Raw genomic sequence first — 12,716 nt, forward strand, 5'->3', positions numbered from 1 at the left:
TTTTTTGCTATTCTAATCCTTCAGCAGCTGCTTCTGGATAATGTTCTTCTACGATATGGGCACATGACGCACATAAAGTTGGTAATTTAGGGGCTTCACCGACGGTCGTCCGAACTTGACGACAACGATCACAAACCTCTCCTTCGGCTTTTTCAACTAAGATCGCTACATCATCAAATACCAAAGCGGTATCTGGTGCTGCTTCTGTTGAAAGACTAAATGAGTCTGGAGATACAATCAATAATTGAGCTAAATCTGCATCTAAAGCCGTTAACAAGGTCGCAACTTGTTCATTAGGATAGATCGTCACTTTTGCTTCCAATGATTTTCCGATTACTTTTTCCTTACGAGCTTCTTCTAAAGCTTTCAAAACTTTATCGCGGAAGTCCATAAAGGCTTTCCATGTATCCAATAATTCGCTTTGATTTGGGTATTCTTCATAACTTGGCAACTCTGCTAGTTGAACATATTCTTCTTCTTCTTTTAAATATGTCCAAATTTCTTCTGTTGTATGAGGAATGATTGGTGTCAATAATTTCGTCAATGCAACGGCTGCTTGATAGAAAACAGTTTGCATGCAGCGGCGTTCATAACTATCTTCTGCTTGGATGTATACGACATCTTTTGCAAAATCTAAGTAGAAAGAAGACAAATCAACGGTTAAGAAGTTGACAACTGTCTTATAGATTTGCGTGAAGTTGTATTTTTCATATCCTTCTTCACGGACTGTTTTGATTACTTCATTCAAACGTACCAACATATATTTATCTACCGAACGCAATTTTTCATAAGCAACACCGTGTTCTTCCGGTTCAAAATCTGTTGTATTTGCCAATAAGAAACGCATTGTGTTACGAATTTTCCGATAAACTTCTGACACTTGATTCAAGATATCCATCGAAACCCGAACGTCTGCTTCATAATCCACACTGCTGACCCATAGACGTAAAATATCAGCGCCCATTTGTTTGATTACTTTTTCAGGAGCAATCGTATTCCCTAAAGATTTACTCATTTTGCGTCCTTCTCCATCTAATGTGAATCCTTGAGAAAGAACTGCTTTGTAAGGAGCTACACCGTTAATCGCCACACTGGTTGTGATACTTGAGTTGAACCAGCCGCGATATTGGTCAGAACCTTCTAAGTACATATCTGCTGGGAAGGTTAGATTCTCCCGTTGACGTAAAACTGCTTCGTGAGAAGAGCCTGAATCAAACCAAACATCCATGATGTCTGTTTCTTTTGTAAATTTACCGTTTGGTGAACTTGGATGCGTAAAGCCTTCTGGCAATAACTCTTTTGCTTCCCGCTCAAACCAAATACTTGAGCCGTGTTCAGCAAATAATTGAGCTACATGCTCTGTGGTCTCTGGTGTGATGATTGCTTCCCCATCTTCTCCATAAAAAATTGGCAGAGGAACACCCCAAGCGCGCTGACGAGAGATTACCCAGTCACCACGATCGCGAATCATATTGTACAATCGTGTTTTTCCCCATGGAATAATCCAATCAACTTTTTCAATTTCATCTAAAATTTCTTGACGGAATTTATCGATTGAAGCAAACCATTGCGGTGTTGCTCGGAAAATTACCGGTTTTTTCGTCCGCCAATCATGAGGGTAGCTATGGGTGAAGAAATCTAGTTTTAATAACGCGCCCTTTTCTTTCAAAAGTTCAGTAACCATCGGATTGGCTTTATCATAAAAGACTCCTTCAAATCCAGGAGCATCTGCTGTCATCACACCACGATCATCTACTGGTGAAATAATATCGTTACGATATTTTTTCCAAGCAAAATAGTCATCTTCCCCGTGTCCTGGAGAGGTATGAACTAAACCAGTACCAGCATCTAAAGTAACATGATCCCCTAAAAGAACTAATGACTCACGATCATAAAATGGATGTTGTGCCGTCATGTATTCAAGATCTTTACCTGAAACTTCTTTAACGATTGTAGGTTCTGTCCAGTCTAATTCTTCAGCAACCGTAGCTAATAAATCTTTGGCAACGACATATTTATTTCCAGCTGTTTCTACAACGACATAAGTGTAGGCTGGATTCACTGAGATCCCTTGGTTTGCTGGCAATGTCCATGGCGTTGTTGTCCAGATAACAAAAGAAGTATCTGTGTCTAAGATTCCTTTACCATCTTTTACTTTGAAAGCTACAAAAATAGATGGTGATTTCACATCTTTATATTCAATCTCGGCTTCTGCCAATGAAGATTCGCTAGATGGTGACCAGTAGATTGGCTTAAGGCCTTTGTAGATATAGCCTTTTTCAGCCATTTTACCAAAGACACGAATCTCAGCTGCTTCATAATCTGGGGTCAATGTGATATAAGGTTTGTCCCATTCACCCGCAACACCTAAACGTTTGAAGTCTTCCCGTTGTTTATCTACTTGTGATAATGCATACTCTTCACATTTTTTACGGTATTCAGACATCGTCATTTCTTTGCGTTTGATTCCTTTATTCGTAAGCACTTGTTCGATAGGTAATCCATGAGTATCCCAACCAGGGACATAAGGTGCACGGAAACCTGACATAGATTTTGAACGAACAATGATGTCTTTACTGATTTTATTTAGTGAATGTCCAATGTGGATGTTCCCATTTGCATAAGGCGGTCCATCATGCAAAACAAAGGATGGTTTGCCTTCATTTAATTTCTGACGTTTTTCATAGACCTTATTTTCTTCCCAATCTTTTTCCCATTGACCTTCGCGATTCGGTAAGTTTCCGCGCATTGGAAAACCAGTTTTTCCTAATTGAAGTGTTTCTTTTGTCTTCACTGTCGATCGACTCCTTTTTCTATTTTAAAAGATCAATTTAAAAAACTAATCTTAAGTTACACTACGCTAAAATAATAACTCATTATTCTTTCTAACTTGATTTATTATCGAATATAAGTTAGACGAAAAAAAACAAGCGCATCCGCAAAGGGACGAGCTTGTCGTGGTACCACCCAAAATTTGAAACCTAAGTTTCCTCTAATCATCGTTAACGCAAATGACGCGTCGGCTGTTACTCTTGTTCACAGTCGAATACTCTAGAGGATCTTTCCAATTAGAGGGTCCGCCGAACTTTCACTATCATCGGCTCGCTGAATGAATCTAATTAGCTTTTCTGTTCTAGAACTTAGTCTTCATCTGATTTAATCAATTCAGGAATATCAATCGTCAAACCCATATCTTCTTGTGGTTGATCATCAACGATTGGTTCATTTGAGTCTACTGCAACCTCAGGCTCATTGTCAAGTTCATTAGATAAAACTTCGCGTAAAACTTCATGACCATTGCCAACATAAGCTGACATTGGTTTCAAAATTTCTTCCCAGTCCCCGCTGCGTGCTTGATCCAATTGTGTTTCCAATAATAACAACAATTGTTGATGGAAGACCCGTGTCTTCTTTTTCAAGTCATTTGTTTCAGCAGCTAATTGACGAGCTTTCGCAGTCGCATCTGTTAAAATCTCTTTTGCTTTATCTTCAGCAGTTGTTGTTAATAAGTTTGCTTTTTGCATTGCGTTAGAAATCAATTCATCTGCACGGTTTTGAGCAGAGCTGACGATTACTTCAGATTCTTTGCTTGCAGAAGATTTTACTTTATCAGCAGTATCTTGTGCCACAACAATAGATTGATTCAACGCTTCTTTCAACTCATTGAAATATTCTAATTTCTCTTCTGAATGTTTCAATGCTTTTTCTAATTCACGGTTTTTTGCGATACTATCTTCATAATCGCGAACGATCATATCTAAAAAGTCATCGACTTCATCTTGGTTATATCCACGCATTTTAGTGGAGAAGCTTTTATTTTGGATATCTAATGGTGTTAATGCCATTTTTGTTCACCTCATAAATTTATTTTCGTAAAACGCCTAAACGCAAACGGAATTTTTCTTTTTTTGTCTTTCCCTCTAATCCTTGAATTTGTATACGACCAAATCCACGAACCGATACGACATCTAATAAATCAAGCAAGTAATCTGGACGTTCATTGACAGACCAGTTTACTTTTATTTTGCCAGCCTCGACCAACTGTTTGGATCGCTGACGTGAGATATTATAAACAGTTGAAATAATCGCATCTAGTCTCAATGAACTCGCTGTAGTGATTTCTTCTGTCCAGCTGTCTTTTGGTACAATGATATCCGTATAAGGACGTTCTTCCAGATGAACCGTCACGCGACCAATTTTAGTAACTTGACTTTCTATATAACTAGCAGATTCTTTCGCTAAGAAAATCTGCCAGCGATTCCCATCGGAAATAATATCCCCAAAATAATCACGTTTGATTCCTGCATTCATCAATGTCCCTAAAACTTTCCCATGAGAAAGTTCTGTAAATTTTTGCGGGTAATTGATCTCGATCATTACAAGTTCAAAATCATCGATTTGTGGTTCGTAATAATCCGGATAAATCATGCAACGACAGCGTTCAGCTTGTTCATAGCCACCGTAGAAAGAAAATTTTAAATCGCTGTTTTCGCGAATCAAAGTTTCTAAGATATAAGCTTGTCGTGGATCTAAAAAATTCGTCAAATAAGGAGCGTATTGGCTTTCAACTTGTTCTAACCAATCGCCAACACTGTCAACAAATGGATGCTCTTCTGGTCTAAAGTGCTGATAGACATTTGCATTCATACTGCCACCTCCTTAATAGATAAGATTAATCAGAATTTTTTGTAAAACCTCCATCGCAATATTTAATGCTAAGATCGCGGCCATGATTGAAAAATCAATTCCGCCAAATTGTAAAGGCAACCGCCGAAACAAATTCAAAAACGGTTCGCAAATCCGGCCTAAAAGCTGTCCGAATTTAGATTGGTAGGCTCCAGGGAACCATGACATCAACGCATAAACGACTAATAGAATTGTATAAAGATAAACTAGTCGATTCAAAACATTGAAAAGTGTAATAAGCAAATTCAAATAAGCGTCTCCTTTACATTTCTAATCCATAAATATCATCATCAACCATTGAACTCAACGCTGAATTCGTAATCTCAACGTTTGTTGGTGTACATAAAAACATTTCATTTCCCACACGTTTGATGTCGCCATCAATCATGAAGACCACTCCTGTTAGAAAATCCACTACACGGCGTGCTTTCATTTCATCAAGAGATTGGAAGTTGATCAAAACTACTTCACCTTGTCCCACACGTTTTGCAATCGTCATCGCTTCGTTATACGCTCTTGGTTCAACTACAGAAATACGGTCTTTTCGCTTTTCTTCCATTTTAGGAGCGAGCCGCTGTGTCCGAGAACTATTATTGGGCATAGAAACAATTTTTTCATTTATTTTCGGTGCGCTTTCTGCTTTTTTTACGACTGATTCAGCTCGTCGATTCACAGTGGGTTCCGCAACCGGCTGAACTCTTTCTTTTACTGGACGTTCTTGTTTTTGATAGGTAGAACGTTCTTTTAGAACACGTTCCTTTTTAGGTACGCTTTTTTGTGGGCGGCTAACCTGCTTTTTGGGAGTAGGTGTTGCTGCTTCATACATATCATCATCTGCTAAACCAAAAAAATCAGTGATCTTTGCTAGACTAATTCCCATTAACTTTACCTAACCTTTCTTAAATAGTGCCGTTCCAATCCGAACAAACGTGGCACCTTCTTCAATTGCCGTTTTGAAGTCTTGGCTCATCCCCATACTCAATTCTGTACAAGGAGCGTACTGCAAGTTTTGATTTTTCACACTTTCTTGAAGCTGTTTCAATGTAGCAAATATTTTGCGAACACTTTGCTGACTTGCTTCATAAGGCGCCATCGTCATCAAGCCGACTATCTTGACCTTATCCAAATCAGCAAGTTCCTTAATAAAGGAATGAAGTTCCTCTGGCTTGATGCCATGCTTTGATTCTTCACCAGAAACATTTACTTCAATAAAACAATTTATTGGTCGTTCCGCACGTTTTTGAATCTCTTGTGCCAAACGTAAACTATCCAATGCATGAAAGTAATCAATTTCATTTATAATCAATTTTACCTTGCGGCGCTGTAAATTGCCAATAAGATGCCAATGAAGCTGTTGATGTTGAGAAAGATTCTGCTTTTTTTCTAGTAATTTATCTACTCGATTTTCTGCTAAATCAGTAACACCCAATTCAACAAGTTCATTTGCTGTCATGGAGTCGACACTCTTGGTCACTGCAACCATAGTAATATCCTGTGGATTACGTGAAACAAGAGCACACGACTCCTGAATCTCTTGCTCGATTCTATGCAAGTTTTCAGCGATCATGTGCTCTCCCCCTTTTATTTTCTACGGCGAAAGAATGGTGGTGTATCTAGTTCTTCGTCTTTTTCTGGTTTTACTTCTTCACGATTGAACGTTTCAAATTCTTTCTTTTCGATATTGTCGAATTGTGTTTCTTCAACTTTCGGACGGATATTTTCTTCTTTACGAATATCCCATTCACCAAAAGCTGATTGATTTTCATTATTTCTTGTAGGTTCAATATCTAAATTTTGTTTTTGGGGAACTGATTGGATTTGGCTAGCACGTTGTGTATTACGAGTAGCCATACGCTCCTTTTTTGTTGGATCAATTCCTGTCGCAATTACTGTTACGCGAATTTCATCGCCTAATTCTTCGCTGATTGATGTTCCTAAAATGATGTTCACATCACCCGTTGCTGCATTTGCAACAATGTCAGAAGCATCTTGTGCTTCAAATAAAGTCATATCCAGACCGCCAGTAATATTTAGCAACACTTGCTCTGCACCATCGATGGATGTTTCTAGTAATGGAGAAGAGATTGCTTTTTTCGTTGCTTCAACAACACGATCTTCTCCGCTAGCTACACCGATACCCATCAAGGCAGTTCCTTGATTAGCCATCACTGTTTTCACATCAGCAAAGTCTAAGTTCACGTAACCTGGTGCTGTGATCAAGTCGGAGATACCTTGGACTCCTTGACGTAAAACATTATCAGCTTCACGGAATGCTTCAAGCATTGGTGTTTTCTTGTCAACAACTTCAAGTAAACGATTGTTTGAGATAATCAATAATGTATCCACATTTTCTTTTAGCAATGAAATTCCTTCAGCAGCAAAACGGCCGCGCTTTGGTCCTTCAAAACTAAATGGACGCGTTACTACACCAACAGTTAAAGCGCCTAGATCTTTTGCAATCTTTGCAACGATTGGTGCTGCTCCAGTCCCAGTTCCGCCTCCCATACCGGCAGTGATGAAGACCATATCAGCGCCTTCTAATGCATCGCGGATAGCTTGCTCACTTTCTTCAGCTGATTTTTGGCCAACTTCAGGTTGTGATCCAGCTCCTAAGCCGCGCGTATATTTAGGTCCTAATTGGATAACTGTTTCTGCTTTTGAATTTTTAAGTGCTTGTACATCAGTGTTTGATGCGATGAATTCAACGCCTTTGACGTTTTCTTCGATCATACGGTTGATGGCATTGCCACCGCCGCCGCCAACACCGATAACTTTAATAACCGCACCTTCGTTAATATTGTTATCTATTGAGAATTCCATGTTTTCTATTCCTCCTACTTCATACTAATGTAATTACTTTTTCAGGGGAAAAAGCAAATCTTCATTTTCATCCGTAAATCATGCCACTAAACTGCTTTGCTAAAGTCAAAAGAAAAACTATTTTCCTGTGAATTAGTCAAATATATTAGAGAAGAAGTCTTTAATCTTCCCACTTACTTTTTCTTCATTTTTTGGTTTTGTTTCTTCTTCATAGTCATTGGTTGCTTCATAATCATCATATACTGGTGTATTTGAAACAGCACTTGTTTGCGGTGAAGTAGATAGAGGCACTTTTTCACCCGTTACAGCTGATTTTGCTAAATGATAGACATCACTTAGTTCTGCTGAATAATTAACGATACTGATGACATTGGTAAAGACTGGATTTCTCAAGCCCATTTGATTAGGGACGTGCAATTTTACTGTCGTTCCAAAAATATCTTCGGCCAAATCGACCACGCCAGGCAGACTTGCTGCACCACCGGTTAGAACTACACCGCCGGGTAAATCGAGCGCTTCAATCTCATCTAAAGCATCCTTTGCTTTACGGAAAATTTGTTCTAAACGTGCTTCAATAATCTCAGCTAAATAGCGTTCATCAACTTTAACTGGTTCTGTTTTACCAATAACGTCAACTGGAAAATCTTCGTCTGCAGAAGTTCGACTTGGATATGCATCCCCGTAGTTGATCTTCAATGCTTCTGCATTATTAAATGACGTGTTCAAAACGATAGAGATATCTTTAGTGACAAATTCGCCGCCTTCTTGATCGACATGGGTGAATTTCAACTGCTTGTCATGCATGACAGCCGTCGTTGTTTGACCGCCACCCATATCAATCACAATCGTCCCAAAGTCTTTCTCGCCATCAGATAAAGTAGATTCTGTTAATGCTAAAGAAGTAATCACTGTTTCTGCCACAGATAATCCAGCTTTTTCCACACATTTTGTAATGTTATGAATGATTGTTTTTGGTCCTGTGAAGACTAGCCCAAACATTTCAAGGCGAACCCCAATCATACCGCGTGGATCTTTGATGCCTTCAAAGCCGTCAACAGTAAATTCTTGAGGCAATAGCGCAACGATTTGTCTTTCAGGAGGAACTGAACGAACCATTGCTGCTGAAGCGACATTACGAACATCTTCGTCCATAATCTCTTTTGACTCATTGTTAACAGCGATCATACCTTGACATGGCTCAACTTCTAATAAGTTGGCAGGTAGTCCCACGCTGACACTTTTAATCTGAATCCCAGCTTTTTCCTCGGCCTGTTTTACTGCTCGTTGAATCGCCTGTACGGTTTTATCAATGTCTACGATAATCCCACGGTTGATTCCTTCTGATTTTGCGTTTCCAACACCAATGATATTCATTTGGCTATCGATGTACTCGGCAACAACAACTTTTATCGATGTTGTCCCGATATCAAGGCCTACATACATTCCTGCTTTTGCCATGAATGGGATTCCCTCCTATTTTTTAAATAAATGCTTTATTCAGCTTCCATATTCTCACTTACTGTCAAGCATGAAATATAATTTTTTGCAAGTAATTCACTGCCTTCAATTTTAACACATTTTCCCTAGAATGAAAAAGAAGATTCAACACTTTCTTGTAATAAATTTAATCATTTACAATTGGTGTTTCTGATTGATCTACCGAGTTTTGTGTCGGATTTTCAGCGGTTGTATCTTCTTCATAAGGATAACTATATATCCCAGCTTCCATATCAACAACACCTTTGATTTGTTTGTCAGCCATATCCTTAGCGATTTGTGGATAATAATTCATTTTTTTCCCAAAATCATTGATTGTTACCAGAACCTTGTTTCCATCATTCATGAAAACTTCCAACAATTCTTTGTTCTCATTCGTAGGTGCGTATTTTATCTGAGAAATCCCTTGTTTGACTTCTTCAGATAATTTTTTATACCCTTGAAGTACTTTTAGGATACGTTTTGGTCCAGTAAAGCTTTCTAAAATTGGCAGATCCCCTTCACTTTTTTCAACCTCAATCGGAATGATTTTTCCATTTGAAATAATCGGTGAATACTTACCGTCACTTTCCAGATAAGCAATTTCAGGATATTCTTTAATTTGTACGTTGAAATGATTGAATCCTTCTATATGGACTTCTGCATCTTTGATTTGTAATTCTTGTTTTTTCAATGTTTTTACTTTATCTTTACGATCAAAATATTGTTGCCACAAGTTATCGCCGACTGCAAAACCAAGTTCTTTTTCAATCGTCTCTGCTGAGATTCGTTCATTTCCTTCCACGCTTACCCCGCTCAGTTTAGCCAAAGGTGAGATATAATACAACAATAATAATGCTGGAATGGAGAACAATCCGATCAAAATAGAAGCTCGGCGAACTAAACGACGATTTCGTTCATGTTTGATATTAGGCAGTCGTTCTAAAAACGAACCATTTTTAGGTCCTTTGGCAGTTTCTTCAACTTCTTCCAGATCCTCTTCTAAAGGTTCACTAACAGTTTCTTCTGGTTCTTCAAGCTTTTCATCGGCAGGTTCACTAGTGTTTGACGTTTCATCCGATTGCTCAGAATTTTCCAACGGTACTTCTGACTCGTTATTTTCAAGTGCCTTTTGTTTTAGATACTCTAAATTTGCTAATTGCCATGGTGTTAAATGATCTTGTTTCGGCTGTTCTTCTTGTTCTTTGCTTTCTTTTGGAAACTCTTCACGACTAATGATCCTCACCTCCAAAAATTATTTAACGATTTCATTGACCAATGACCATAAACGTTCAGCAGCATCTGGAATACCCTCTTGTCTTGAAGCCTTGGCCATTCTCTCTCTTTTTTCGGCATTATCCATGATCTCATCAACTGCTTCAACTAAATTTTCACCAGTTAATTCCGCATCTGTGATCATTTGGACCGCACCGGCATTCACTAGACTTTGTGCATTTTTCGTCTGATGATCATTTGTCACATATGGACTAGGGATTAAAATTGCTGGTAGTCCCAAAGCTGTGAATTCTGCAATCGATGTCGCTCCAGCACGTCCAATCAACAAGTCTACATTTGCCATAACGTCTGTCATATTTTTTATATATGGTTGTAGTGAAAGATTGTGGTTAATTTTTGTTACATCGAATTTTTCCGACAACTCATTATAATAACGGTCGCCTGACGCATACAACACTTGGTATTCTTTTTGTGAAAATTTAGGTAATGCCTGTATAACTGCCTGGTTAATCTTAAGAGCCCCTTGACTACCACCAAAGATCAACACAGTAGGAATATCAGCTAGCAGGCCGTATTGTTCCAAAACTTCTGATTTTCCACTAGCGACAACTTCTTGTGCTCGAGGGTTTCCTACTAAAACGGTTTTATTTTGTGGAAAATATTGTGCTGCGTCAGGAAAACAAATGCCGACTCTATCCGCAAACCGACTTAAAAACTTATTCGTAATCCCTGGGACACTATTTTGTTCATGAACGATCGTCGGAATCTTCATATGTGCAGCAGCATATACTACCGAACCAGATACATATCCGCCTGTACCGATTACGACATCTGGTTTGAATTCACGCAAGATTTCTTTCGAACGTTTGATACTTTCAAGAAACAGTCGAACGGTCTTAACATTCTCAAGCGAAATTTTTCGTTTGAATCCTTGAATTTTAATGGTTTTAAAAGAAATGCCTGTTTCAGGCACGATCTTATTTTCCAATCCACGGTGTGTTCCTACATATAAAAACTCAGAATCCGGTTGGATTTTTTGTACGTAGCGGATAAATGCTAAGGCTGGATAGATATGTCCGCCCGTGCCGCCGCCTGTAACAAGTATTCTCATGTTATTTCCCTACTTTTCTAGTTGCTTTACAGCATGCATAAATTTATCGCCCCGAATTTCAAAATTCGGATATTGATCCCAACTTGCATTTGCCGGCGATAATAAGATACTGTCACCGACTTCACTTTGTTCGTACGCTAATGGAACAGCCGTTTCAACATTAGAAGTCATAATAATCGTTGAGATACCAGCTTTTTTTGCTGTTTCAGCTAATTTATCTTTTGTTTCACCAAATAAAATAATCGCTTTGATTCCTTTAAAAGCTGGGATCAATTCATCAAAACCATTTCCGCGATCCAGACCGCCAGCTAGCAAGATCAACTGTTCATTAGCAAAACCGCTCAGTGCCATTTCTGTAGCTAAACTATTGGTCGCTTTTGAATCATTATAAAATTTACGACCATTGATTGTATCTACATATTGTGTCCGATGAGGCACGCCATGAAAAGTACTTAATGCTGTGCGGATTCCTTCATTAGAGACACCTTTTAATTTTGCTACGGCAATTGCTGCTAACGCATTTTCAATATTGTGTGCACCAGGCACTCCCAATTCAGCAGCATCCATAATTTTTTCTTCTTTGTAGTATAATCCACCATCTAATAAATAAGCGCCGTTTACCAATTTCTCCTTTGTTGAAAAAGGAACAACTTGGGCACTGGTTTGTTTGCTCATTTCTTGTAATTCTTCAGAGTTCCAATTTAAGACGACATAATCATCCGATGTCATATTTTCTTGAATCGCCCACTTAGCTGCTACATAATTCTCACGAGTTTTATGATAATCTAAATGTGCTTCATACATATTAGTAATAACTGCAATTTCCGGTTTGAATCCATCAATCCCCATCAATTGGAAACTTGACAATTCCATCACGATATCATCTTCTGCTGTAGCTTTAGCAGCAACTTCACTAGCAGGAAAGCCAATATTTCCGGCTAAGTATGCTTTTCCTTTTGTGCGTTCTTGATTCAGTAATAGACCAATCATAGTCGTGGTCGTTGTTTTGCCATTTGTTCCAGTGATACCTATGATTGGACATTCAGCAACTTGATAAGCCAATTCTACTTCAGTCAAAATAGGGATATGTAATTCTTCTGCTTTTGCTACTAACGGATTATCATAAGGGATTCCAGGATTTTTTACCATTAAAGCGAAATCTTCATCTAATAATTCGATAGGATGATGTCCCGTGATTACTCGGATTCCTTGTTCTAGTAAATCTTGCGCTTCGGGATTTTCTTCAAAAGGCTTCCCGTCATTGACCGTAACAAGTGCGCCTAAGTCATTTAATAACTTAGCCGCACTAAATCCGCTTTTTGCTAATCCTAACACTAATACTCTTTCGTTTTCATATTGTTTAATTTGTTTCATTTCCTTAGTCATC

The 12,716-nt window shown here is 38.5% G+C and carries 11 protein-coding genes; all 11 read right to left on the minus strand.

Going from position 1 to position 12,716, the window contains the following annotated elements; genetic code table 11:
* Positions 1 to 7 precede the first annotated feature (7 nt).
* The 11 genes from ileS to murD all read right to left on the minus strand — a co-directional run bounded on the left by ileS (position 8) and on the right by murD (position 12,703).
* Entirely contained in the window at positions 8 to 2,794 is a 2,787-nt protein-coding gene (gene ileS, locus P7D84_RS07870) for an isoleucine--tRNA ligase (RefSeq protein WP_311805896.1), read from the minus strand.
* Between the two features lie 346 nt (positions 2,795 to 3,140).
* Positions 3,141 to 3,845 (minus strand): DivIVA domain-containing protein, encoded by a 705-nt coding sequence (locus P7D84_RS07875; protein ID WP_311800226.1) that lies wholly within the window; start codon positions 3,843 to 3,845, stop codon positions 3,141 to 3,143.
* Between the two features lie 19 nt (positions 3,846 to 3,864).
* Complete coding sequence (locus tag P7D84_RS07880) at positions 3,865 to 4,647, minus strand: YlmH family RNA-binding protein (RefSeq protein ID WP_311800227.1); 783 nt, start codon at positions 4,645 to 4,647, stop codon at positions 3,865 to 3,867.
* A 12-nt stretch (positions 4,648 to 4,659) separates the two neighbouring features.
* Positions 4,660 to 4,935: a YggT family protein gene (locus P7D84_RS07885; RefSeq protein WP_311800228.1), complete on the minus strand. Its 276-nt coding sequence runs from the start codon at positions 4,933 to 4,935 to the stop codon at positions 4,660 to 4,662.
* Positions 4,936 to 4,948: 13 nt separating this feature from the next.
* Complete coding sequence (locus tag P7D84_RS07890; protein ID WP_311801187.1) at positions 4,949 to 5,566, minus strand: cell division protein SepF; 618 nt, start codon at positions 5,564 to 5,566, stop codon at positions 4,949 to 4,951.
* 9 nt (positions 5,567 to 5,575) lie between these two features.
* Positions 5,576 to 6,253: a YggS family pyridoxal phosphate-dependent enzyme gene (locus P7D84_RS07895; RefSeq protein WP_311800230.1), complete on the minus strand. Its 678-nt coding sequence runs from the start codon at positions 6,251 to 6,253 to the stop codon at positions 5,576 to 5,578.
* A gap of 14 nt (positions 6,254 to 6,267) precedes the next feature.
* Positions 6,268 to 7,506 carry a cell division protein FtsZ gene (gene ftsZ, locus P7D84_RS07900; protein ID WP_311805898.1) on the minus strand — a complete coding sequence of 413 codons (1,239 nt, stop codon included), beginning with the start codon at positions 7,504 to 7,506 and terminating at the stop codon, positions 6,268 to 6,270.
* A 132-nt stretch (positions 7,507 to 7,638) separates the two neighbouring features.
* The gene (gene ftsA / locus P7D84_RS07905) at positions 7,639 to 8,964 is read right to left on the minus strand and encodes a cell division protein FtsA (RefSeq protein ID WP_311800232.1); all 1,326 of its coding nucleotides are present in this window, start codon (positions 8,962 to 8,964) and stop codon (positions 7,639 to 7,641) included.
* A 166-nt stretch (positions 8,965 to 9,130) separates the two neighbouring features.
* Positions 9,131 to 10,228 carry a cell division protein FtsQ/DivIB gene (locus P7D84_RS07910; protein ID WP_311805899.1) on the minus strand — a complete coding sequence of 366 codons (1,098 nt, stop codon included), beginning with the start codon at positions 10,226 to 10,228 and terminating at the stop codon, positions 9,131 to 9,133.
* 9 nt (positions 10,229 to 10,237) lie between these two features.
* Positions 10,238 to 11,329 carry an undecaprenyldiphospho-muramoylpentapeptide beta-N-acetylglucosaminyltransferase gene (gene murG, locus P7D84_RS07915; protein ID WP_311805901.1) on the minus strand — a complete coding sequence of 364 codons (1,092 nt, stop codon included), beginning with the start codon at positions 11,327 to 11,329 and terminating at the stop codon, positions 10,238 to 10,240.
* A 9-nt stretch (positions 11,330 to 11,338) separates the two neighbouring features.
* The gene (murD, locus tag P7D84_RS07920) at positions 11,339 to 12,703 is read right to left on the minus strand and encodes a UDP-N-acetylmuramoyl-L-alanine--D-glutamate ligase (protein ID WP_311801189.1); all 1,365 of its coding nucleotides are present in this window, start codon (positions 12,701 to 12,703) and stop codon (positions 11,339 to 11,341) included.
* Positions 12,704 to 12,716: the final 13 nt, after the last annotated feature.

The sequence above is a fragment of the Enterococcus dongliensis genome (genome assembly GCF_031927985.1).
Lineage (GTDB): Bacteria > Bacillota > Bacilli > Lactobacillales > Enterococcaceae > Enterococcus_A > Enterococcus_A dongliensis.